This is a genomic window from Acinetobacter sp. UBA6720, from assembly GCF_002454215.1.
Lineage (GTDB): Bacteria > Pseudomonadota > Gammaproteobacteria > Pseudomonadales > Moraxellaceae > Acinetobacter.
Genome location: NZ_DKIK01000188.1, coordinates 23,851 through 47,514, shown reverse-complemented (window position 1 = coordinate 47,514; position 23,664 = coordinate 23,851). Strand labels below are relative to the sequence as shown.

The window sequence follows — 23,664 nt, the reverse complement described above, 5'->3', positions numbered from 1 at the left end:
CGAAGTCGCATAAAAAATGCCAAGTAAACAGACTAGGAGATGTTGACTTGGCAATAGAGGAAACACGGTAAAAACCTGTAACCCCAATGCGGACTACAGGTTTAAATTGGGCTTAGTTCAAAGTCATCAGACTTGCATTTCCACCAGCAGCTGCAGTGTTAACACTGATCGCGCGCTCAATCACAAAACGTTCCAACGGAATGGCAGTTTGTGATGGGCTAAGGTGAGTAATACCTACAATCGCACCTTGACGTTCAGCTATCTGTTGTTGCAGAGCTAAAAGTTGTGCTGTCGTACCATGGTGCAATACCGCATCAAATGCATCAGTTTTGATGTCTTTGATGACATGGAACGCTTGAGCCAATGCTTTAGGCATGCTTGGCATGTGTTTTAACACAAAGCTATTATCTGCGAGTACTGCTGGACGGCTACCGACTGCAAAAATCGCATTCAACTGTTGTAGTTGATCCGCTTCTTGTTCAGCTAATGACAAGACTGCATGACGTGGGATCACCATGTATTGGTTACTTTCACCTGTTGGGCCTTGCAACTCGTAATGATGGCCTGAACAGAAGTTCTCAATTTTTGCCAATTTTACAGCAGGGAAGGTTTTAGCTGCCCACTCAAGGAACAATGCAGAGTTGCTGAACTCGACCTGAGGGTTCAAATCAGCACCTGTTGCAAATGGCTTATTCAACTTTTTCGCAGAACAGTTTTGCATTAGGCGATATAGATAAATTGGACCACCCGCTTTAGGGCCTGTACCCGATAAACCTTCACCACCAAACGGTTGTACACCGACAACTGCACCTACGATGTTACGGTTGATGTAGAGGTTACCTACTTCAGCATGGGTCATCACAGTTTGAATGGTTTCATCAATACGGGTATGTAGACCCATAGTCAGGCCATAACCTTTGCTGTTGATGTGCTCAAGTAACTGTTTGAGTGAACCTTGGTTAAAGCGAATCACGTGTAGCACAGGACCAAACACTTCACGCTCTAAATCATTGAGATTTGGCAGTTCGATGAGTGTTGGTGTAATGAACGTGCCTGCATCTAGTTCAGAGTCTTGAGTATCATTACGCATCAACTGGTGTACGCGATGACCTTTTTGACGCATTTTTTCGATGTGCTTTTGGATATTTTCTTGCGCTTCAGCATCAATCACAGGGCCAATATCAGTTTTGAGTAGATATGGATTGCCCACTTGAAGTTGCTGCATTGCGCCTTTAAGCATTTGAATCACAGCATCGGCATTGTCTTCTTGTACACATAGTACGCGTAGGGCAGAACAACGTTGGCCTGCGCTGTCATAAGCTGAGCTAACGACATCAAGTACAACTTGCTCAGTCAGTGCTGATGAGTCAACGATCATGGCATTTTGACCGCCTGTTTCAGCAATCAGTGGAATGCTTTCACCATTTTTGCTCAGACGCTTCGCCACAGTTTTTTGCAAAATTTTGGCAACTTCAGTCGAGCCTGTGAACATGATGCCTTGAACCTGTTCTGATGCACTGAGCTGTGCACCTACAGTTTCACCACGACCCGGCATCAACTGTACAGCCGCTTGAGGCACACCTGCTTGCCATAAGATTTGAATCGCTTGAGCCGCAATTAGCGGTGTTTGTTCCGCTGGTTTAGCAATCACGGTATTCCCCGTAACCAATGCGGCAGCGACTTGACCTGTGAAGATGGCCAATGGGAAGTTCCATGGGCTAATACACAGCATCGTGCCTAAAGGCTCAACCTCTGCATTCGCATCTAGATCAATCATTTGCGTTGCGTAGTAGCGTAAGAAATCTACAGCTTCACGAACTTCTGCAATGGCATTGGCATAGGTTTTACCACTTTCACGGCACAGTAAAATCATCAGTTCTTCTAGGCGAGCTTCCATTAAGTCAGCAGCACGAAGTAGGTAACTTGCACGGGTGTCTTTAGCCTTACGTGCCCAAATGTCTTGAACAGCCTGTGCATTATTTAATGCTTGCTCAACTTGTTCAGTTGTTGCTTCTTGTACATAACCGACAACATCTGAGTGACGTGCTGGGTTAACAATACTTTGCTTTACAACCGTTTCATCTGTCTGGATTTGCTCACCCATAGGTGCAGCAAACCATTGCTGTTGTGAAAACTGTTGAGCTGTTTGATTGAGCTGGGTTAACTCCGTGTCATTTGCAAGGTCTAAACCTTTAGAGTTTGCACGCAGTTGACCATAAAGCTCAGCAGGCAGTGGAATCGAAAGGTGTTTTTGACCGACAACATTTTCACGTTTTGCACTGCTTAGAATGGTTTGCGTTGGATTTTCAATCAAATCATCAATCGCGAGTGACTTGTCTGCAATACGATTTACAAAAGAGGTGTTTGCACCATTCTCAAGTAAACGACGGACAAGATAAGCCAATAGTGTTTCATGGTTGCCGACAGGTGCATAAATACGACATGGGACACCCAGTTTTTTATCTAGCTTTTCACCGACGACTTGTTCATAAAGGGGTTCACCCATGCCATGTAAGCATTGGAACTCATACTGACCTACATAATATTGCTCAGGATTCGCCATTTCATAAATGGTTGCTAAAGTCTGAGCATTATGCGTTGCAAACTGTGGGTAGATTTGTTCTGGCGCAGCCAATAATTTCTTTGCGCAGGCAATGTAAGATAAGTCCGTATGTACTTTACGGGTAAATACAGGGTAGTCGGTCATGCCTTCGATTTGCGCTTTCTTAATTTCGCTATCCCAGTACGCGCCTTTCACTAAACGGATCATTAAGCGTTTTTCGCTACGTTTAGCCAAATCTACGATGTAGTCAACCACGTAGAAACAACGTTTTTGGTAGGCTTGAATAACGAAACCAATGCCTTTCCAGTCTTTGAGCTCTGGTTCAAAGCATAGGCGTTCGAGCATTTCTAAAGAAATTTCTAAACGCTCAGACTCCTCTGCATCAATATTTAAACCGATGTTATAACCGCGTGCCAATTTAGCAAGAGTAAAGACTTTGCCATAAAGTTCGTCATGCACACGTGCAATTTGGGCACGTTGGTAACGCGGGTGTAGAGCAGATAATTTAATTGAAATACCTGGGCCGTCATAGACATCTTTGTCTTTTGACGCTTGACCAATGGCATGAATGGCATCGGTATAGTCTTTCATATAACGATCAGCATCGTGGTCGGTCAGTGCCGCTTCACCCAGCATGTCGTATGAATAGCGAAAACCTTTTTCTTCAAGACGTTCAGCATGTTGCAATGCTTCACCAATGGTTTCGCCAGTGACAAACTGTTCGCCCATCATGCGCATTGCCACATCAACTGCTTTACGGATGATGCCACGACCACTACGTGCCAATAAGCCTGTTAAAGTGCCTGATAAGCTATTTTGCTTTGGTGTTTCCATCAACTTGCCAGTGAGCATCAAGCCCCATGCTGCTGCATTGACAAACATTAAGTTACTTTGACCAACGTGCTCTTTCCAGTTGCCTTGGTTGATTTTGTCCTTAATCAACAAGTCACGTGTTGCCATGTCTGGAATACGAAGTAATGCTTCAGCTAAACACATCAGTGCGATGCCTTCTTGAGAAGACAGTGCAAATTCTTGTAAGAGTCCTTGTACAATACCCGCTTTACCGCTGCCGCTTTTACGTTCACGTAAAGTATGAGCCAAATCAAACGCAAGTTCGTGAATGCGTTGATTCATTTCATCAGAAATTTTGCTGTGGTCTAATAAGTTTTGAACACACTCAGTTTCGGCACGTCGCCAAGCGGTGTTGATTTCAACCTCAAACTCATTTTTTTCTTTGAATTCGGTAATATATTCAAATGGTGTTTGAGATTCGTTGAAATGCGCGTTGCTTTCCATCATATTCATGCCTACATCCTGTGCATACAATAATGTGTTGAGAGATCTATAGTAATTAATTTATGATTACAGAAAGAATGCCGAATAACTCACTATAATTTGTATGCTATTTAGAGATTAATTCAGATGACGAGCCCAATTATTGGTTTGGACCGAACAGATATCAAAATATTGGATATTCTTCAGAGAGATGGAAAGATATCGAACATTAAACTTGCCGAGGAGGTGAACCTATCTGCCACGGCGGCTTTGGCTCGGGTGCAAAAATTAACTAAGGAAGGTTTTATTTTAAATTATGAAGCGCGTTTAAATCCAAACATGCTGAATGCCCGTTTTGTGGTGTTTGTTGAAATTCTTTTGGATAAGACGACACCGAATGTTTTAGATGATTTTCGCCATGCGGTATTACAACACGATGAAATTGTGGAATGTCACATGACCAGTGGCGGTTTTGACTTTGTGGTGAAGATTCGCTGTGCCAGTATGGACGAATTTCGTAAAATATCAGGTCAAGTGTTATGGCAGTTGCCGGGTGTGAAAGAAACGCGCAGTTATCCAGTCATGGAAGTCATCAAAGAAAGTTCACGTATTCAGCTGAAATATAAACCGCAGTCGAAATGATTGAGTGTACGAAATGTAAATAAGGGGCTTAAAAGCCCCTTAATTTTTGCCATTCCAAGCGTTACATTAACGTTGAGCAGACTCTTCTTTCATTTCAGCCATTGCTTGTTTATAGAGTGCATCTGCTTTTTCAAAGCGTTGAACCATTTCAGCTTCAGGCGCTTTGCCCAACAAGCTTACAACCACAATACTGATCCAAGAGAAGATGAAGCCTGGGATGATTTCATATAAGCCAAGATGCCCCATAGTATTTTTCCACAGAATAACAGTCACGGCACCTACAAGAATACCTGCAATAGCACCATTCAAGGTCATGCGCTTCCAGAACAAAGACAAGATAATGAGTGGACCAAATGCTGCGCCAAAACCTGCCCATGCATAAGCCACAAGGCCTAGAACTTTACTGTCAGGGTTGCTTGCTAAACAAATTGCAAGAACTGCAACAGCAAGCACCATGAAACGACCCACCCAAACCAGCTCCTTTTGAGATGCCGTTTTGCGGATAAATGCTTTGTATAAATCTTCAGTCAATGTGGTAGAACATACCAGTAACTGACAGCTTAATGTACTCATTACTGCGGCTAAAATTGCGGCCAGAACAATACCTGCAACCCATGGATTGAATAAGATTTTAGTTAGTTCCATGAACACAGTTTCAGGGTTTTGAGAAACCACTGCGGCGAGTTCAGGGTGTTGTTGGAAGTACGCAATGGCAATAAAACCTGCTCCTACCGCACCACCTAGACATAAAATCATCCACGTCATACCAATACGACGTGCAGCTGGAATTGTTTTCACAGAATCTGCTGCCATGAAGCGGACAAGAATGTGTGGCTGACCGAAATAGCCTAAGCCCCAAGCTAAGGATGATAGAACGGCAACCGTACTCAACTCAGAGAAAATATGCATCGCTTGTGGACGAGCAGTTTCAAGTAAAATCGTGAATTCAGCTGCATTACCATCAATCGCAAGGTAAGTCATGATTGGGGTCAATAGTAACGCAAAAATCATTAAACCTGCTTGGAATGTGTCTGTCCAGCTAATTGCGAGGAAGCCACCAATACAAACATAACTGATAGTCGCGATCGCGCTAATCCAAAGTGCAGTGGTGTAATCCCAACCAAAGATACTTTCAAACAGGCGAGAGCCAGCAACCATACCTGAAGCACAGTAAATGGCGAAGAAAACTAAAATTACAACCGCAGAAATCATACGTAAGATACGTTTACGGTCTGCAAAACGACCAGTAAAGTAATCGGGTAGTGTAAGTGCATTATTCTGGATTTCAGTGTGCACACGTAAACGTCCTGCAACCAATAACCAGTTCAGCCAGGCACCAATAATCAGACCGACTGCAATCCATGCCTCAGATAAACCTGATAGATAAATTGCACCTGGTAAGCCCATGAGTAACCAACCACTCATGTCTGATGCACCAGCAGAAAGGGCAGTAACGACACTTCCTAAACTACGACCACCTAAGATGTAGTCATCAAAGTTGCTGGTAGATTTGTATGCATAGAGGCCAATAGCAACCATGGCAAAGATATAAACTAAAAACGTGACGAGGGTGGGGTTAATTTGACTCATAGGCATTCCTTGGCAAAAAATCCGAGATGGGAGATTTTTTAATCGCTTTGTTTGAGAGGGCGATTCAATCATGAAAATAAAATTACACTCTGTAACAGTTGTGAGATATTTTTGTGTATTTTATGTGAATATTAATTGTTTTTTAAAATTGTCTTATAACTTATTGAAAATATTTTATTTGTTTGTTGCTTAGTTTTAGTTTGTGCAAGTTGTACAAAAATTATATTTTTCATTTTATGAAATCATTGGCTTAATTATAATTTAAAGCTTATTTTAATTACGAGATGTTACAATTAATACATAAAGCAAACATTCAAATATAAAATATTTCATTTATGAAATATATTTACAGCAATGAAACATATCGAAAAGACTAGTATTTCATTATTGCACTAATTCTGTGCATCTAAGTGAGTACTAGGCAGTGACTACGGTTCAAGTCGATCAAACAAGAATAGAACGTGATTTATTGGGAGCGAAGGAAGTTCCAATGGATTGCTACTATGGCATTCATACTTTACGTGCTTTAGAAAACTTTCAAATTTCTAATCAGAAAGTAGGAACTCAACTTCATTTTATCCGTGCTTTGGCGCAAGTTAAAAAAGCCTCAGCGCAAAGCAACTGTAAATTTGGCAAAATCTCTCCCGAAATTGCTCAGGCCATTGATATTGCATGTGATCAATTAATCCAAACTCCTGAAAGCTGGACGCATGCTTTTCCTTTAGATGTTTATCAAGGTGGAGCAGGCACGTCGATTAATATGAATACCAACGAAGTGTTGGCCAATCTTGCATTGGAGCACTTATCACTTCCTAAAGGTAAATACGACGTTATTCATCCAAATGACCATGTAAATAAATCACAATCGACCAATGATGTGTACCCAACGGCGCTACGTTTAGCAACGTATTACAGTTTGGATGACTTATTTATACAGATCCAAAATTTAATTCATTCTTTGCAAGGCAAAGCAGTTGAGTTTCAATATGTCTTAAAGATGGGGCGTACCCAGTTGCAAGATGCTGTGCCGATGACTTTGGGGCAAGAGTTTCGTGCCTTTGCAACTTTATTAAAGGAAGACTTACGTTTAATTGAACGTACACGTGAGCTTTTATTAGAAGTGAACTTGGGTGCAACTGCAATTGGTACTGGGGTGAATACACCACAGGGTTATGCAGTTGAAGTGGTTCAGGCCTTGAAAGAGCTGACGGGTCTTAACTTAATTGGTGCGGAAGATTATGTTGAAGCAACCAGTGACTGTGGTGTGTTTATTATCTTATCGAGCACCTTAAAACGTTTGGCGGTGAAGCTCTCGAAAATCTGTAATGACTTACGCTTACTCAGTTCTGGTCCACGTACCGGTTTGGCTGAAATTCGTTTACCAGAACTACAGGCTGGTTCATCTATCATGCCTGCAAAAGTCAATCCTGTGATTCCTGAAGTGGTGAACCAAATCGCGTTTAAAGTAATTGGTAATGATTTAACTGTGACCATGGCGGCAGAAGCAGGTCAGTTACAGTTGAATGTAATGGAGCCTGTTATTTCGCAGAGTATTCATGAGTCAATTGAATTGCTTAGAAATGGTATTGCTGCATTAGACACTAAATGTATTCAAGGTATTCAAGCCAATGAACAAGTATGCTATGACGCAGTTATGCGTAGTGTCGGCATTGTGACTTTACTTGATCCAATTTTAGGTCATGCGAAATGTGACGAAATTGGGAAACAGTGTATTGCTGAAAATAAAACCATTCAACAGGTGGTATTGGAGCAAGAGCTACTGACACAAGACCAGTTGGATCAAATCTTCTCATTTGAAAACTTGGTGACTGAGGTGACGCCTACAGTCGTTCCTTTGGCACAAGTCAGTTAAACATTTATAGCCTTAGAAATGTATAAAAGCAGCCAATCGGTTGCTTTTATACATTTAAGCTAAGACTGGCTAACAATCTAGTCTGGTTAGAACTACAATATGCAAAGAGAAAGATGATTAGATTGATATGCTCACTAAACTAACCAATTTGTTGAAACGAAAGAAAGATGCACCAGAACAACTGTTTTTGCAGCAGCATCAGATTGAATATGATGAACAGAATGGATTTATTATTGAGGGTGTTGTGATCAATGATATACATGCTGAACGCTTAGCGTATTTCTCAAATCGTCGAATCAGTCAGTTTGATGACCTCAATGCACTTTTTTATAGTGCGATGTTGATGAATGAAAAAATTGATTTGGAAATAGCCAGTGGGCGCTTTGTTGCTCGCTTGGGTAATAATCTTGAAAACTTAACCGAGTTAAAGCACATCATTAAACTCCTGAGCGACTATTATTATCAGTTTATTCGCGATAAAAAATAGAGCATTTAAATGACATAAAATTGAGTGGTGAAAGGGGCTTGGCTGCGTGTAAGAGGGTGTTTTGTAGCGAAAAATAACGTGCTGCTTTAGGACATCGTGCTAGTATATGACGCATGTTTTTAGGTGCTTAAGCAATGCCCATGTTCCAAGAAGAAATCTCCCAACTGAATGTGCAACAACTAAAAGCGGGCGAAAAAAGATGGCTCGGAAATCTGCTCGGCTCATCTGTTGCGCTATTTATTCAAACGCTCAGTACACAGAATAAAAAACTTTTTGTGGTTGTTGCAAAAAATAACCAACATTTGGCGCAACTCGAAAGTGAGTTTGAGTTTTACGGCATCCGACCGACGATTTTTCCTGATTGGGAAATTCTGCCTTATGACCGGTTATCTCCTCATCAAGATATCGTGTCTGAGCGTCTCGCGATTTTATCCAATATGCCACAAACGGGTGTCTTATTGATTTCGGCTTCGACCTTGGCACAACGTGTGGCACCGACTTCGTGGGTTTTAGGTGAGCATTTTGATATCCGGGTCGGTCAAAAGTTTGAATTGGAACAGCAAAAGAAACGTTTGATTCAAGCAGGCTATCATTTGGTCGACACAGTATACGACCATGGTGAATTTGCAGTTCGCGGTAGCATTATGGATATCTATGCTTCAGGTCAAGCGGCGCCAATTCGCATAGATTTATTTGATGATGAAATTGAAACTCTTAAATTTTTTGATCCGGAAACACAGCGCACCACGGAAAACTTAAAACAATTCTCTGTCTTACCTGCGAAAGAGTTTCCGCTGAAAGAAGCGCGTAGTGTATTCCGTGATCGTTATGCGGAGATGTTTCCAACGGCGAACCCTAAGAAGAACCCAATTTATCAGGATGTGCTAGAAGGGATTGCATCACCAGGGATTGAGTTCTATTTCCCACTTTTTTTTAGTGCGGAGCAGATGCAAGCTCAAAGTACACTACTTTCATACTTACCTAGTCATTCTATTGTCATTACAGATAAACAGGTTGATGATGGTTTAGATAGTTTTTGGAAAGAGGTTGATCGTCGCTATCAGGACCGTAGACACAATATTGATCAGCCCATTTTGCCACCTGAACAACTTTTTATTTCAACCAATCAAATTTTAGAACAGCTCAATACCTTTCCACGCATTATTGCCTCAGGCGATATTTTCGACTTAAAAGCGGGGGTGGTGAATTTAAAGACTGAACTTCCACCTCGTTTACCCGTCGACCCAAAAAGTGAAAAACCTTTTCATGCGGTGAAACAGTATATTGATACAGCAAATCATCCCGTATTACTGGTTGCTGAAAGCGCGGGGCGTCGTGAAACTTTAAAAGATGCATTGCGCGCAACATTGGGAGAAATTCCTAATGTCGAAAATTTTGCTGAGTTTCAAAAGTCTTTACATGCTATTGCCATTACCAATGCACCATTAGAACGTGGTTTGGTCTTAAAAAATACGCTGAGTGTTATCTCAGAAAACCAGTTGTATGAACACCGTGTGGTGCAACGTCGGCGTAAGCGCCAACAAGAGGTTTCTGAAGAGTTTCTCATTCGCAGTTTGACTGAGTTGAGCATGGGTGCGCCAGTTGTACATATTGACTATGGTGTAGGACGTTATGCAGGTTTAGTCACTTTAAGTATTGATGATCAGGACTATGAGTTCTTGCAGCTTGACTATGCCGATGCTGCCAAAGTTTATGTTCCTGTGACTAATCTGCATTTGATTAGTCGCTATAGTGGTGGTGACCCAGACTTGGCACCCTTACATAAGTTGGGTACAGATGCTTGGAGCAAAGCGAAGCGTAAAGCACTCGAGCAAATTCATGATGTGGCGGCAGAATTGTTACACATTCAAGCACGTCGTCAAGCCAAACCTGGTTTTGGCTTTGAGCTTGATCATGGCCAATATATGCAGTTTTCCAGTGGCTTTGCCTATGAAGAAACGCTAGATCAGGCTAATGCGATTGAGGTGACTTTATATGACATGCAACAGGCGAAACCAATGGATCGTTTGGTCTGTGGTGATGTGGGCTTTGGTAAAACTGAAGTGGCAATGCGGGCTGCTTTTTTAGCGGTACAAAACAATAAGCAAGTTGCGGTTTTGGTTCCAACAACTTTGTTAGCTCAACAGCATTATGAGTCGTTTAAAGACCGTTTTGCGGATTGGCCTATTCGTATAGAAGTTTTATCTCGTTTTGGTAGCAGTAAGAGCCATACTAAAACGATCGAAGATCTGGCAGAAGGCAAAGTCGATATTGTGATTGGTACGCATAAAATCTTGCAAGAAAGCGTCCAGTTTAAAGATTTAGGTCTTATGATTGTGGATGAAGAGCATCGGTTTGGGGTGCGTGATAAAGAACGGATCAAGGCGATGCGTGCCGATGTGGATATGTTAACCCTTACCGCAACACCAATTCCGCGTACTTTAAACATGGCATTTAGTGGTATGCGAGATCTTTCAATTATTGCAACGCCACCTGCACGACGTTTAGCGGTCAAAACCTTTGTACAAGAGCATACGGGTGATGCCGTCAAAGAAGCTATCTTGCGTGAATTACTGCGTGGTGGGCAGGTTTACTTCTTGCACAATGAAGTAGAAACCATTGAGCGCGCGGCTGAAAGTCTCCGAGAGTTGGTGCCTGAAGCACGTGTTGCTGTTGCACATGGGCAAATGCGCGAACGCGAGTTAGAGCAAGTCATGCAGCAGTTCTATCATAAAGAATATAATGTATTGGTTTGCTCAACCATTATTGAAACAGGGATTGATGTCCCAAATGCCAATACTATCTTGATTGAACGTGCTGATAAATTGGGGCTTGCGCAGTTGCATCAACTTCGTGGACGTGTTGGGCGTTCGCACCACCAAGCCTATGCATATTTACTGGTACCATCCATTAAAGGATTGAAAGGCGATGCTGAAAAGCGTTTAGATGCTATTCAGCGGGCCTCAACCCTTGGAGCAGGTTTCATGTTGGCGACGGAAGATTTAGAAATTCGTGGGGCTGGTGAGTTACTCGGTGAGCAACAAAGTGGATCAATGCAAGCCATTGGTTATAGCTTGTATATGGAAATGCTTGAGAAGGCGACTAAAGCTATTCAAAAAGGGAAAACGCCAAATTTCGATGCGCCACTATCACTGACCGCAGAAATCAATTTACATATGCCAGCCTTGATTCCAGATGAATATTTAGGAGATGTGCATCAGCGTTTATTGTTTTATAAGCGGATTAGTAATACAGATCGTCAGGAAAAGCTTGATAATATTCGCATGGAGCTCATTGATCGTTTTGGTATACCGCCACAGCCTGTGAAGCAACTCTTTGCTGTTCATCAGATTCGCCTAAAAGCTGAAACATTAGGGATCACGAAAGTCGATATTTCGGGCAATGGAGGAGCTATTGAATTCTCACCTGATACACCTGTACAGGCCATCAGTATTATTCAAATGATGCAAAAACACCCGACCTTTTTTAGAATGGAGGGCGGTCAGCGCTTAAAGGTTATGGTGATGTTGGAAGAGTATGAAAAGCGAATTCAGTTTATCAATGACTTATTAGCAAATTTACTTAAAGAATTGCATTAATTAGTAGCTCTAATTTGCTGTTATTTCATACAGATATCAGGTATTTCGTAGGTGTTTGCACAACAAAAAGAAATACTTGATTTTTTGATGAAATTTATTAAAGTGATAAATGTGATGTAGTTCAAAGTAAAACGTATTTTATTTGTATTGAAACACATTGCTTATAATATTCACCTCCGATTGGATGTGATAGTATTAGCCATTATTCTAATTTGCATCATTTATAAAGATATGTTTAGTTTGCATCCACAACTTGCTCAAGATACGTTTTTTGTAGGCGACTTTCCACTTTCAACATGTCGCTTAATGAATGATATGCAATTTCCGTGGCTAATTTTAATTCCACGCGTGCCAGGTATCACTGAGTTATATGAACTCAGCCAAGCCGACCAAGAACAGTTTTTACGTGAGTCAAGTTGGTTGTCAAGCCAATTAGCTCGCGTATTTCGAGCTGATAAAATGAATGTTGCTGCTTTGGGTAACATGGTACCACAGCTTCATTTCCACCATGTGGTTCGTTATCAAAACGATGTTGCATGGCCAAAACCAGTTTGGGGTACTCTAGCTGTTCCTTATAGCAATGAAGTCCTTGCACATATGCGCCAGACTTTAATGCTTGCATTACGTGGACAAGGTGATATGCCGTTTGATTGGCGTATGGACTAATTCACGTGGAAATCAAATCAGGGATGATTTGATCGTGCGCATCATGGGGAACAATCAGTGCCATTAGACGATTGGATATCTAAAGAACCCAAACAATTTGAATACTTCCATCGAGTGATGGGATATAGCATGTTGTCGCTATTGACTATCGTTTATCACTACACGATGGCGGATACGCATTATCAAATTTATGTCCCATTATTGTTATTGGTTGTATTGTTGTTTACACCACCATTTTCACGGTGGTTAGGCTATCGCTTTGACACTGATGTACGACGTAGTGTGATGTTTGTGATTGATATTGTTGTCACTTCAATTATTTTGGCAGCAATTCATCTGAATATCGTACTCACTTTTTTGTCTATTTTTGCATTGCTTTATACCGCCATTAGCAACAAAGTTTCATTTCTCATGATTTCTTTGGCGAGTCTGATTGGTGTTGTTGTTTTTTATTTATCTCTGATCTTTATCTTTGGTTTTGGTGAATATTTTGAAGCGACCAGTACCGAGCTGACCGTATTGGGTTTTTTGTGTCTGATTACTTATTTTGGTGTGGGTAGTTATTATCAGCGCAACCAAATGCAGGATATATATCGCCGCAAGAATCATTATTACGATCAAATGAATCGCTACATGGAATTTGCGAATCAGTTGAGCCGCTATGCTCCAGTGCAACTGTGGCAGTCAATTATGAAAGGTGAGTCTGAAGCGAAAATTGAATATAAACGTAAAAAACTCACGGTTTTCTTTTCAGATATTCAAGGTTTTACAGAGTTGTCTGAAAGCTTAATTCCCGATGATTTGGCATTCCTGCTTAATGACTATTTAAGACACATGACCGAGATTGCGAAGCAATACGAGGGTACTGTTGATAAATTCATGGGGGATGCCATTTTAGTCTTTTTTGGTGATCCGAATTCTGAGGGTGTAGAGCGGGATGCGCAGAATTGCTTAGAAATGGCAATGGCAATGCGCCAGCAAATGAAAATTTTGCGTGAGCGTTGGGTGAAAATGGGCTATCCGCCTTTGCACATTCGTATGGGTATTTCTACGGGTTATTGTCACGTTGGAAACTATGGTGCATCACATCGGATGGCTTATACCATTGTTGGGCGTGATGCAAACCTTGCAGCGCGTTTACAGAGTGCAGCTCAAGTGGATGAAATCTTAATTTCAGATGATACGCATAATTTAGTAAAAAATGACTATCTTTGTGCACCGAAAGCACCAATTTTCCTTAAAGGGATAAAAGGGGCTGTGAAGACTTGGCAAGTCGTTGAAAAATATACATCTCAGAAATCAGACTACCAACGCTGGTTTGATTATGAATATAAAGGGTTTCATTTACTGCTGAATTTGGATGAGGTGCAGAATTTTGAATACCCGCAGTTGATTCAAGTTTTAGAAAAAATGATTCAACGTATTCAAACGCAGCAAAAAATGACGAATTCTCAAGGTATTGTGAAATTAAATCTTGAAGATGAGGTCGTTGAAACCGTTAAAAGAAACGAATATCATTAATGATGGTATGCTTGTAAAAACAAGAGGCATTAAAAAAGCCACTACAAATGAGTGGCTTTTTTAATGCTTGAAAAATCAGTGATTTTCAGACGCATGGTTAATGGTGTATTTCGGGATTTCAACTTCTAAGTCTTCATCTACTAACTTCACTTGGCAAGATAAGCGAGAATCAGGCTCTAAGCCCCAAGCACGATCTAGTAAATCAGCTTCAATATCATTCATTTCTTCTAAGCTGTCAAAACCTTTTCGCACCACCACATGACACGTTGTACATGCAGCAGACATATCACATGCATGTTCAATTTTGATTCCATTTTTGAGTAAGCTTTCACAAAGATTTGCATTTTGCTCGACTTCAAACTCAGCACCTTCTGGGCAGATTTGCGCATGTGGAAGAACTTTAATACGTGGCATAGTCTTTACCTATAAATTAGTTTGAGTTTGACCAGTCGTCGAGTTTTGTGCCTTTCAGCGCAGCATCGATATGCTGATTCATGCGTGCTGCTGCAAAAGCATCACTGTGTATTTTAAGCTGTTCAACAGCAGATTCAATGGCCTTGATTTCTGTTGTTTCAAGCGTTGCCTCTAGTGAAATTTTGGCTGCATTTAATGCAACTTGCTGCTCACTTGTGAGTAGGTGTGCATCTACTTTTAGTGCTTGTTCTAAAGCTTCAAGTTCACGTTTGGCTTCGACTTTGGTTTCTTGTAAGTGGCGAAGATTTTTATCTTCTTCAGCAAACTTGTAACCATCAAGCAGTAAGCGTTCCATATCGCTATCAGCCAAACCATAAGATGGTTTGATGTCGATTTGCGCATGTACGCCAGAGGTTGTTTCTTTAGCTGAAACCGTCAGTAAGCCATCGGCATCTACTTGGAAAGTCACTTCAATACGTGCTTGACCTGCAGTCATAGGTGGAATACCACGAAGAACGAAGCGACCTAAGCTGCGACAATGTTCAACCAAATCACGTTCGCCTTGAACCACGTGGATCAGCATCGCAGTCTGACCATCTTGGTAAGTCGTGAACTCTTGACGACGTGCAACGGGAATGGCTGTATTGCGTGAAATAAGACGCTCAACCAAGCCCCCCATGGTTTCAAGACCGAGAGATAGTGGGGTGACATCAAGTAGTAATGCCCCATCTGCTGTATTGCCAATCAACTGGTTAGCAGTAATTGATGCACCAATTGCGACAACTTCATCTGGATTGATCGTACACAATGGTTCTTGAGCAAACACTTCACGAACAGCATTTTGTACAGCGTAAGAACGTGTTGAACCACCAACCAAGACTACGTTTTGAATGTCACTGAGTTCAAGCTTGGCATCGCGGAGCACGCGTTTGCACACGCTAATCGTCTTATCTAAAGCAACTTTGATAATGCTTTCAAATGTCGTACGATCAAGAGTCAGGCTATGCTCTAGCACCTGCAAATGCACGCTTTCGGCATTTGTTAAAGCTTCTTTGGCTTTACGCGCAGCAACCAAAACATGTGCATATTCAGTATCATCAAACTGCTCAATGTTGAGTTCTTTTTTCGCCCATTTTACGATTAAACGATCAAGATCATCACCACCTAATGCGGTATGGCCACCTGTTGCTAAGACCTCAAACACGCCTTGTGAAAAGCGTAGAATGGAAACGTCAAACGTACCGCCACCTAAGTCATAAATTACATAGTTATGATCATGTGCAAGATTGGTGTCTTGGTCGAGACCATACGCAACTGCAGCAGCGGTAGGCTCATTTAAAAGACGCAATACGTTTAAACCTGCAAGTTGTGCGGCATCACGTGTTGCTTGACGCTGAGCTTCATCGAAGTATGCAGGAACGGTAATCACTGCACCATTGACTTCATTTTTTAAGCTTGCTTCAGCACGATCTTTCAATTGCTTTAAAATTTCAGCGGACACTTCGACAGGGGTTTTGCGGCCCTGAGAGGTTTCAAAAGCGGGCATTTGATTATCTTCACCCACTAAAGTGTAGGGGTGTTGAAACTTAATGTCGGCTTTAGAACGGCCCATAAAACGTTTGACCGAAACAATGGTATTTTTAGGATCGGAAGTCAAAAAGGGTTTTGCTTCATCGCCATACTGAATTTGGTTTGTACCATAATGTGCGATCGAAGGGAGCAAGACACGACCTTGTTCGTCGTGTAAAACTTTGGCTTTGCCTGAAAGGACAGTGGCAACAAGAGAGTGAGTTGTACCTAAGTCGATACCAATGGCAATACGGTGTTCATGTGGCGCACTTGATTGTCCAGGTTCTGCAATTTGCAAGAGAGCCATGAGTTACATCCTTTGAGCGTCAAAAATTAAAAATAGGTTAAAATTCATCATCTAAATCAAAGTTATCGTCATCTTCAAAACGATCTTCAGCTTTATCTATATCATGCATGACTTTGACAAAGAAACGAAGTTTGCGGACATCATCACGTGCTTCGGCCCAATCTTCAGCTTCAAAATCAATTTTGAATTCACGAACTAAACCGTCAATCCATTGTTGAACGTCAATTTTGAGCGATTGTAATTCATCTGCTGAACGTGCTTCATCGAGTTGTTCGCGAATCTCTAATGCGGATTGAAGAAATTCAAAGTCGTTGATGGATTGATCAAGATGGTAGTCTTGTTTTTTTAAACCTAATAAATATCCTGCGCGGCTATCGACCTGAGATAAAACTTTAAATGCTTGATTGATCTCGCTTGATTTAATCAGGGCTTGATCTTTATCGAGAGCTTTATCTGGGTGATATTGTTGCTGCAACTTTAAAAACTCTGCTTTTAAGGCTGCTAAATCAATATCGAGTGCTACTGGGAGGTTAAACAACTCAAAATGATTCATAGAAAGGGGGTTCCGCGCTAAATTTGGAGTGCTTGCAAAAGCAAAAACACGCTATGTAAATGCAATTAAAACAGTGCAATACACACTGTTTTAATGTCTAAAAGGCAAACCTGTGGTTTGATTTATACAGTGAAAGATTCACCACAACCACATTCACCTTTTTTGTTTGGGTTATTAAACTCAAAGCCTTCGTTTAAACCGTTTTTCACATAGTCCATCTCCATACCATCGAGATAAACCAAGCTTTTTGGATCGACAAAAACCTTTACCCCAAACTGCTCAAAAGTGGTGTCATGTGCATCAATTGAATCAACAAATTCGAGCACATAAGCTAAACCAGAACAGCCTGAAGTTTTCACGCCAACGCGAATACCTTCACCCTTACCGCGATTTTTTAAATAATTGCTGATATGAGTTGCAGCATTTTCAGTTAAATGGATCATGAAAACTCCGTTAATCGTTCTTTAAAATGCAAAGCAATTAAGCTTTAGATTTTTTGCTGCGGTAGTCTTCAACCGCTGCTTTAATCGCGTCTTCAGCCAGTACAGAGCAGTGTACTTTTACTGGAGGAAGAGCAAGCTCAGTTGCGATATCAATATTTTTGATCGCTTGAGCTTCATCTAGGGTTTTACCTTTTAGCCATTCAGTCACTAAAGAGCTTGATGCAATAGCAGAACCACATCCATAAGTTTTGAAACGTGCTTCTTCAATCACACCGTTGTCATCCACTTGGATCTGTAAGCGCATTACGTCACCACATGCAGGTGCACCGACCATACCTGTACCAACGTTTTCCGCATTTTTATCTAATACACCAACATTACGAGGGTTTTCGTAATGATCAATTACTTTTTCGCTATAAGCCATGATGCGTCTCCAAACCTCGGGGTCAGCGTTAATATTTAATATGGGGTTAAAACTTGATTTTTCAATGAAGTCATCCAGTATGTGAATGACTTCAAAGGATAAAATTAGTGTTCAGCCCACTCAACTGTAGAAAGGTCGATACCTTCTTTGTACATGTCCCAAAGTGGAGAAAGTTCACGAAGTTTCTCAACCGCAGAGCGTGTTACTGTAAGTACGTGGTCAATGTCTGCTTCAGTGGTGTATTTACCAAAACTGAAACGAATTGAGCTGTGCGCAAGTTCGTCAGACAAGCCTAATGCACGTAATACATAAGAAGGTTCTAATGTTGCTGAAGTACATGCTGAACCAGAAGATACAGCAGCGTCTTTCAACGACATCATTAACGATTCACCCTCAACAAAGTTGAAACTGACATTTAAGTAGTTTGCAACGTTTTGTGTTGGATGGCCGTTTAAGAAAATTTGTTCTAAGTCTTGTAAGCCGTTCCAAAGCTTGTCACGAAGTACGCGAATGCGTGCTTGTTCAGAAGCTAAGTTCTTACCTGCAAGTTCAAATGCTTCACCCATACCAACGATTTGGTGTGTTGCAAGTGTACCAGAACGCATACCGCGTTCATGACCGCCACCATGCATTTGTGCTTTTAAGCGAACGCGTGGAGTACGACGTACATAGAGTGCGCCAATACCTTTAGGGCCATAAATTTTGTGAGCAGAGAAGCTCATTAGGTCTACTTTCATAGTTGAAAGGTCAATTTCAACTTTACCTGCGGCTTGAGCTGCATCGACATGGAAGAAGATCTTGTGTGCACGAGTGATTTCACCAATTGCTGCAACATCAGTCACAGTACCAATTTCGTTGTTCACCATCATTAGGGAAACAAGAATGGTATCTGGACGAATAGCTGCTTCAACCATTTCAGGGGTAATTAAACCCGTGTTTGGTAGTGGCTCAAGGTAAGTCATTTCAAAACCTTCAGACTCAAGCTCACGGCAAGTATCTAAAATAGCTTTGTGTTCAATTTTACTGGTAATAATGTGCTTGCCTTTAGACGCATAGAATTGTGCTACGCCTTTAAGTGCAAGGTTATCAGATTCAGTAGCACCAGAAGTCCAAACGATTTCGCGTGGATCTGCTTTGATCAAGTTCGCAACTTGTTCACGTGCATATTCTACTTTTTCTTCTGCCTGCCAACCGTAAGCATGCGAGCGAGATGCTGGGTTGCCAAATGTGCCGTCAAATGTCAGACATTCCATCATGCGTTCAGCGACTTGAGGGTCTACAGGAGTTGTTGCTGCATAATCAAGATAAATTGGACGTTTCATGTCAAATACCTGTTACCGATAAAAGGGCTGAATCTGAAGGTGCTGTGTTTTGGCGAATGGCAACTTTTTGGACGTTGTCACGTGCTACAAGGTCAGCAAGAGTGATTTTAGCGAGATAGTCGGCAATGTGATGGGAGAGTTCTTGCCATAAATCGTGAGTTAAGCACATTGCACCATTTTGGCAGTTGCCTTTATGGTCACAGCGAGTGGCATCAACTGTTTCGTTTACAGCTTCAATAACTGCTAATACTGTAATTTCATCAGCGCGACGAGCTAAATGGTAGCCACCATTGGCACCACGAATGCTAGAAACTAAACCGTGGCGCTTTAATTTCGCAAATAACTGCTCAAGATAAGCAACAGAGATAGTTTGACGAGCTGCAATTTCAGCAAGCGTGATCGTTTGTTCAGTTGGCTGCAAAGCTAAATCAAGTAGAGCAGTCACTGCGTAGCGTCCGCGAGTTGTTAAGCGCATGATTCGATACACATGATTAGACTAGATGTGCCGATTTTAAGAATCCTGACTAAAATAGTCAAGTTTTTTTAATAATGATTATGCGTATTTAATTTGCTTGAAATATTATGTAGTTATGCAAGCCAAATATTATATACCAATAAGCTAATCAAAAGTATAGAAAACAGTAAAAATGTGACATTTATACGTTTTTGGCGTTGCTCCATGCGACGAATACGGTTTTTGTATTGTTTCACTTCAACTTGTAGGGTGTTGATTTTAGAGCGTTGCTCATCAATTTTTTCTAAAAGTGGAGCAATACGTTTTTTTGATGCAACCACATTTTGTGGATCAGTTGGTTCAGTTAACCAATTTTTCCAGTCGGCTAAAACTTTAGGGGCACTAAAGTGTAAAATTAAATCTCGGAATTCATCTTTTAAGGTGATGTCACCATCAATACGCATAGTTTTAATACTACGACGGTTTCCAAAGACGAAAATTTTAATTAAATCCATCAATGTGGTGCGTACATCTAAGTCGACTGGTTTTTCAGGTGCTTTCGCGTCAAATAAAACACCTTGAGCGGTAAAGGTGATATAGAAGTCGAAATAAGGCAGGTAGCTATTTATTTTAATCGCAATATTTTGCTCAACAAACTTTTTTGAATGTAGAGCAACCACACGGTCATGTTTTAAAATAAGAGAAAAGATCGTCTCAAGAACAATCATTAGCATAGTGAGTAGCATATGTGTTTGATTGTGTTCTTTTTGAGAATCACTCATAAGTAGTAACCTAAATCCTGACCTGAAATGAGCATCCTGCTCGCAAAAACTTCAGACTTAAAATAAAAAATGTAATAAAGATGCTTTGTAGAACAGTTTTGCAAAACGATCAAGTCCAATATTTGCTAGTATAGTGCAATCTATAAGATTTTTTGGAAGTTTTTGCACATAAATCATGCAGGAGATGGTGCTAATGGAAAAAGCAGATAGAGCGTTGGATGATATTTTGCAAGAAGATGAAACATTAAAAAAAACAAAAACTAAGCATCATTTTCACCGTAAAAGTAGTTTAGATTTTAGAAAGTACACTAAGCAAATTTGGTTGGCTGGTTTAGGTGCTTTCTCACGTGCGGAAGAGGAAGGCAATAAATTGTTTGACTCACTCGTCCAAGTAGGCGAGGAGCTAGAATCAAAAACAACTGAAATTGCAGATCAAACAGTTGAAAAAGTATCTGAAAAGGCACGTGAATCGGTTACGGATACTAAAGATAAGGTTGAGAAAATCGTAGACCGGAGTGTAAATCATTCTTTGAACCGTATTGGTTTAGTTACGGTCAAAGATATCCAGTACTTGGAAAACTTAATTCTTCAGCTTAACGAAAAAATAGATGTTTTGATTGAAGAAAATAAGAAGTTAAACGAAAAAGTGAATAAAAAGTGATCTGGTTGTGCTTTTGTAGCAATTTCAAGGTTTTTTTGTGATTTATTTTCCAAAAAAGCCTATACAGAGTATTGCGTTTTCACCTAAAGCATTGCTATAAAGGCGTTACGGTAATTTATACTAAACTCTTGGACCTTAAATAAACGATATTAAGAGGACGCGATCCACATGAATAAATCAGAATTAATTGATGCAATTGCAGAAAAAGGGGGTTTGTCTAAGACTGATGCTGGTAAGGCCTTAGACGCTACAATTGCTTCAATCACTGAAGCGCTTAAGTCTGGTGATACAGTTACACTTGTTGGTTTTGGTACTTTCAATGTGAAAGAACGTGCTGCACGTACTGGCCGTAACCCACAAACTGGTGCTACTTTAGAAATTAAAGCAAGCAAAGTACCAAGCTTTAAAGCAGGAAAAGGTTTAAAAGATTCTGTTGCATAATCTTTTAAATAAATCCTAAACGCGCCATTTCGGCGCGTTTTTTATTAAACATTAGAAAATGTGACGATAACACATTCATTCATTGCTACTTTTCAGTTAAAATCTCGTGCAAATAAAATATTGGAATACTTATGGAATCTTTTCGTAAAGTTATTAAGGGTTGGTTGGGCAAAGCCTTACTCATTTTGTTTTTGACCCCTTTAGCACTTGTAGGTATTGAAGGATATTTTAGTAGCGGATCAAAAGACGCTGTAAAATCAGTCAATGGTCAAGATATTTCTGAAAAGGAACTAGAAACACTAACAGCGTCTTTTAAAGAACAGTTCTTGGCTTATGCTAATGGTGATGAAACTTTATTGAATCAAAGCTTTATCAAAGATAAAGCAATGGATCAACTGATCTCTAATACCTTGTTGTTGCAACAGGCGGAAAAGCTAGGCATTTCACTTAGTGATACTCAAATTGAACAGATGATCGCTCAGCAACCAAGTTTTCAAGAAAATGGAAAATTTTCTGAAACACGGTATTCTAGCTATTTACAATCTGTTGGAATGAGTAGTGATGCTTTGGTTGCAAATCTGCGCCAAGATCATGCATTAAAAATGATGCGTTCTACTTTTGCTGATTATGCTTTGGTGAGTAAATTAGATATTCAGCAGATTGCGAATTTGCAAACAGAACAGCGTACCGTACAGTTTGCCAATGTAAATCTTGATGAATACAAAAAGAACATCAGTGTTTCAGCTCAAGAAATTGCTAACTACTACAAGCAACATCCATCAGCATTTAAACAAGTAGCAAGTGTAGATGTAGACTATGTGTTGTTAACACCTGCAAATGTTCCTGCTACGACATCACCAGTCACTGATACTGAGTTACAACAAGCTTATACTCAGTTTATTGAAGCACAGAAGCAAAATGTTGCACCTTTGGTGAAACATATCTTAATTACTGTAGATACGCGTACAGATGCTGAAGCGAAGAAGCATGCAGAAGAAGTTGTTGCAAAAATTAAAGCAGGTACAAGCTTTGCAGCCGCAGCGGCTCAATACTCTGAAGATACGGCATCTAAGTCTAATGGTGGCGTACTGGCAGTCTATAACAAAGGTACATTTGGTGATGCTTTTGATCAAGCTGTAACATCACTTAAATCCGGTCAAGTGTCTGCACCTGTTAAAACTGAATTTGGTTATCATGTCATTGAAACTGATGCACCTGCTGTGAAGTTGCCATCTTTTGAAACCGAAAAAGCACGACTTACTGCTGAAGTTCAAAAAAGTAAAACAGCCAATGCGTTTTCAGACACTGTAAATAGTTTAAATGAGCAAGTTGTAGATTCTGATGCTTTGGATGTGGTTTCACAAGAAGTGAAAGGCGTACAAGTTCAAACTGTCAAAGGTATGACGCTTTCTACACAGCATCCTGTATTAAGCAATGCAGCAGTAAAAGTGAAACTGTTTAACGATGACGTTAAAAACGGTGACCGTAACGCGACCAGTAGTATTCAACTTACAAATGGTGATGTTGTCTGGGTCAAAGTACGTGATTACCATGCGGCAGGTGTGCAAACGCTTCAAGAAGCAACTCCACGCGTGAAAGCAAAATTAGTTCAACAAAAAGCGTATGAAGCGGCGAAAGCGAAGATTGCGCAAAGTTTAAAAGACTTTAAAACTCAACCAGCGGCATCAGTTGTTGCGAAGAGTGGTTTAACGTTTACTGCGCCACAAGTGTTTATTCGTTCGCAAGGTCTTCCTCGTGTAGTTGAGCGTGCGGCATTTAGCCAAGCGACGCCAAAAGCTGGGCAATGGTCTGTAACAACAGCATTATTGCCGACTGAAATGGTCGTAGTCGCAGTATCAAATGTAAACAAGACGACGTCTAATGCGTTGACGGATGAACAGTTGGCAGAGCTTTCTAAGCTATATCAACAGCTTCGCGGTCAGCAAGAGTCAGAAGATTATGTGCAATACTTAAAAGCACATGCAAAGATTAAATAATCATATCGAATAAAAAAACCTGCATTCGTGCAGGTTTTTTTATATCTAAAGGGAAGTAATTCGCCTTAGGGAGAAGTACGC

General features: G+C 40.7%; 19 protein-coding genes. 9 read left to right on the top strand and 10 right to left on the bottom strand.

From position 1 onward, the window contains the following. Nucleotides 1–112: 112 nt before the first annotated feature. A complete protein-coding gene (putA, locus tag B4F08_RS15995; protein WP_291375316.1) occupies nucleotides 113–3,868 on the bottom strand; it encodes a trifunctional transcriptional regulator/proline dehydrogenase/L-glutamate gamma-semialdehyde dehydrogenase in 3,756 nt (1,251 codons plus the stop codon). Between the two features lie 117 nt (nucleotides 3,869–3,985). Between putA and B4F08_RS15990 the strand changes: the two genes are divergently transcribed. After that, nucleotides 3,986–4,480, top strand: coding sequence for an Lrp/AsnC ligand binding domain-containing protein (locus B4F08_RS15990; protein ID WP_291375314.1), 495 nt, complete (start codon nucleotides 3,986–3,988; stop codon nucleotides 4,478–4,480). Nucleotides 4,481–4,546: 66 nt separating this feature from the next. Here the strand turns inward: B4F08_RS15990 and putP are convergent, their stop codons facing one another. Further along, entirely contained in the window at nucleotides 4,547–6,070 is a 1,524-nt protein-coding gene (putP, locus tag B4F08_RS15985) for a sodium/proline symporter PutP (RefSeq protein ID WP_086209215.1), read from the bottom strand. Between the two features lie 424 nt (nucleotides 6,071–6,494). On the opposite strand from putP, the gene aspA reads away from it, so the two are divergent. The 5 genes from aspA (at nucleotide 6,495) to B4F08_RS15960 (ending at nucleotide 14,216) form a co-directional block, all read left to right on the top strand. Then, nucleotides 6,495–7,943, top strand: a complete 1,449-nt coding sequence (gene aspA / locus B4F08_RS15980) for an aspartate ammonia-lyase (protein ID WP_086209214.1) — start codon at nucleotides 6,495–6,497, stop codon at nucleotides 7,941–7,943. Nucleotides 7,944–8,070: 127 nt separating this feature from the next. Then, nucleotides 8,071–8,430, top strand: coding sequence for a hypothetical protein (locus B4F08_RS15975; protein WP_171494530.1), 360 nt, complete (start codon nucleotides 8,071–8,073; stop codon nucleotides 8,428–8,430). Between the two features lie 140 nt (nucleotides 8,431–8,570). Beyond that, nucleotides 8,571–12,029, top strand: a complete 3,459-nt coding sequence (mfd, locus tag B4F08_RS15970) for a transcription-repair coupling factor (protein WP_291375313.1) — start codon at nucleotides 8,571–8,573, stop codon at nucleotides 12,027–12,029. Between the two features lie 231 nt (nucleotides 12,030–12,260). Next, the gene (locus B4F08_RS15965) at nucleotides 12,261–12,695 is read left to right on the top strand and encodes an HIT domain-containing protein (RefSeq protein WP_291375311.1); all 435 of its coding nucleotides are present in this window, start codon (nucleotides 12,261–12,263) and stop codon (nucleotides 12,693–12,695) included. 57 nt (nucleotides 12,696–12,752) lie between these two features. Next, nucleotides 12,753–14,216: an adenylate/guanylate cyclase domain-containing protein gene (locus B4F08_RS15960; protein WP_291375310.1), complete on the top strand. Its 1,464-nt coding sequence runs from the start codon at nucleotides 12,753–12,755 to the stop codon at nucleotides 14,214–14,216. Nucleotides 14,217–14,291: 75 nt separating this feature from the next. Here the strand turns inward: B4F08_RS15960 and fdx are convergent, their stop codons facing one another. From fdx to B4F08_RS15920, 8 genes are all read right to left on the bottom strand, one after another. Beyond that, nucleotides 14,292–14,630 (bottom strand): ISC system 2Fe-2S type ferredoxin, encoded by a 339-nt coding sequence (gene fdx / locus B4F08_RS15955; RefSeq protein WP_086209211.1) that lies wholly within the window; start codon nucleotides 14,628–14,630, stop codon nucleotides 14,292–14,294. Nucleotides 14,631–14,646: 16 nt separating this feature from the next. After that, the gene (gene hscA, locus B4F08_RS15950; protein WP_086209210.1) at nucleotides 14,647–16,506 is read right to left on the bottom strand and encodes a Fe-S protein assembly chaperone HscA; all 1,860 of its coding nucleotides are present in this window, start codon (nucleotides 16,504–16,506) and stop codon (nucleotides 14,647–14,649) included. 37 nt (nucleotides 16,507–16,543) lie between these two features. Next, nucleotides 16,544–17,059, bottom strand: coding sequence for a Fe-S protein assembly co-chaperone HscB (gene hscB, locus B4F08_RS15945; protein WP_086209209.1), 516 nt, complete (start codon nucleotides 17,057–17,059; stop codon nucleotides 16,544–16,546). Between the two features lie 122 nt (nucleotides 17,060–17,181). Continuing rightward, entirely contained in the window at nucleotides 17,182–17,502 is a 321-nt protein-coding gene (gene iscA, locus B4F08_RS15940) for an iron-sulfur cluster assembly protein IscA (RefSeq protein WP_086209208.1), read from the bottom strand. 37 nt (nucleotides 17,503–17,539) lie between these two features. Then, nucleotides 17,540–17,926: a Fe-S cluster assembly scaffold IscU gene (gene iscU / locus B4F08_RS15935; RefSeq protein WP_086209207.1), complete on the bottom strand. Its 387-nt coding sequence runs from the start codon at nucleotides 17,924–17,926 to the stop codon at nucleotides 17,540–17,542. Between the two features lie 104 nt (nucleotides 17,927–18,030). After that, nucleotides 18,031–19,248 carry an IscS subfamily cysteine desulfurase gene (locus B4F08_RS15930; RefSeq protein ID WP_291375309.1) on the bottom strand — a complete coding sequence of 406 codons (1,218 nt, stop codon included), beginning with the start codon at nucleotides 19,246–19,248 and terminating at the stop codon, nucleotides 18,031–18,033. Between the two features lies 1 nt (nucleotide 19,249). Then, nucleotides 19,250–19,723 carry an Rrf2 family transcriptional regulator gene (locus B4F08_RS15925; RefSeq protein ID WP_004697011.1) on the bottom strand — a complete coding sequence of 158 codons (474 nt, stop codon included), beginning with the start codon at nucleotides 19,721–19,723 and terminating at the stop codon, nucleotides 19,250–19,252. A 113-nt stretch (nucleotides 19,724–19,836) separates the two neighbouring features. Continuing rightward, nucleotides 19,837–20,484, bottom strand: coding sequence for a hypothetical protein (locus B4F08_RS15920; protein WP_291375308.1), 648 nt, complete (start codon nucleotides 20,482–20,484; stop codon nucleotides 19,837–19,839). A 193-nt stretch (nucleotides 20,485–20,677) separates the two neighbouring features. Between B4F08_RS15920 and B4F08_RS15915 the strand changes: the two genes are divergently transcribed. From B4F08_RS15915 to B4F08_RS15905, 3 genes are all read left to right on the top strand, one after another. Then, nucleotides 20,678–21,145 (top strand): phasin family protein, encoded by a 468-nt coding sequence (locus tag B4F08_RS15915; protein WP_110974930.1) that lies wholly within the window; start codon nucleotides 20,678–20,680, stop codon nucleotides 21,143–21,145. A gap of 168 nt (nucleotides 21,146–21,313) precedes the next feature. After that, nucleotides 21,314–21,586 (top strand): HU family DNA-binding protein, encoded by a 273-nt coding sequence (locus tag B4F08_RS15910; RefSeq protein WP_004697018.1) that lies wholly within the window; start codon nucleotides 21,314–21,316, stop codon nucleotides 21,584–21,586. A 131-nt stretch (nucleotides 21,587–21,717) separates the two neighbouring features. Further along, nucleotides 21,718–23,583, top strand: a complete 1,866-nt coding sequence (locus tag B4F08_RS15905) for a SurA N-terminal domain-containing protein (RefSeq protein WP_291375306.1) — start codon at nucleotides 21,718–21,720, stop codon at nucleotides 23,581–23,583. Nucleotides 23,584–23,664: the final 81 nt, after the last annotated feature.

Excerpts from the sequence above, each read along its gene's own strand:
- hscB (WP_086209209.1), bottom strand. The coding sequence starts at position 17,059 with ATGAATCATTTTGAGTTGTTTAACCTCCCAGTAGCACTCGATATTGAT.
- putP (WP_086209215.1), bottom strand. The coding sequence starts at position 6,070 with ATGAGTCAAATTAACCCCACCCTCGTCACGTTTTTAGTTTATATCTTT.
- B4F08_RS15930 (WP_291375309.1), bottom strand. The coding sequence starts at position 19,248 with ATGAAACGTCCAATTTATCTTGATTATGCAGCAACAACTCCTGTAGAC.
- B4F08_RS15905 (WP_291375306.1), top strand. The coding sequence starts at position 21,718 with ATGGAATCTTTTCGTAAAGTTATTAAGGGTTGGTTGGGCAAAGCCTTA.
- B4F08_RS15920 (WP_291375308.1), bottom strand. The coding sequence starts at position 20,484 with ATGAGTGATTCTCAAAAAGAACACAATCAAACACATATGCTACTCACT.
- B4F08_RS15975 (WP_171494530.1), top strand. The coding sequence starts at position 8,071 with ATGCTCACTAAACTAACCAATTTGTTGAAACGAAAGAAAGATGCACCA.
- B4F08_RS15910 (WP_004697018.1), top strand. The coding sequence starts at position 21,314 with ATGAATAAATCAGAATTAATTGATGCAATTGCAGAAAAAGGGGGTTTG.
- B4F08_RS15925 (WP_004697011.1), bottom strand. The coding sequence starts at position 19,723 with ATGCGCTTAACAACTCGCGGACGCTACGCAGTGACTGCTCTACTTGAT.
- hscA (WP_086209210.1), bottom strand. The coding sequence starts at position 16,506 with ATGGCTCTCTTGCAAATTGCAGAACCTGGACAATCAAGTGCGCCACAT.
- B4F08_RS15915 (WP_110974930.1), top strand. The coding sequence starts at position 20,678 with ATGGAAAAAGCAGATAGAGCGTTGGATGATATTTTGCAAGAAGATGAA.
- iscA (WP_086209208.1), bottom strand. The coding sequence starts at position 17,502 with ATGATCCATTTAACTGAAAATGCTGCAACTCATATCAGCAATTATTTA.
- mfd (WP_291375313.1), top strand. The coding sequence starts at position 8,571 with ATGTTCCAAGAAGAAATCTCCCAACTGAATGTGCAACAACTAAAAGCG.
- iscU (WP_086209207.1), bottom strand. The coding sequence starts at position 17,926 with ATGGCTTATAGCGAAAAAGTAATTGATCATTACGAAAACCCTCGTAAT.
- B4F08_RS15990 (WP_291375314.1), top strand. The coding sequence starts at position 3,986 with ATGACGAGCCCAATTATTGGTTTGGACCGAACAGATATCAAAATATTG.
- putA (WP_291375316.1), bottom strand. The coding sequence starts at position 3,868 with ATGAATATGATGGAAAGCAACGCGCATTTCAACGAATCTCAAACACCA.
- fdx (WP_086209211.1), bottom strand. The coding sequence starts at position 14,630 with ATGCCACGTATTAAAGTTCTTCCACATGCGCAAATCTGCCCAGAAGGT.
- B4F08_RS15965 (WP_291375311.1), top strand. The coding sequence starts at position 12,261 with ATGTTTAGTTTGCATCCACAACTTGCTCAAGATACGTTTTTTGTAGGC.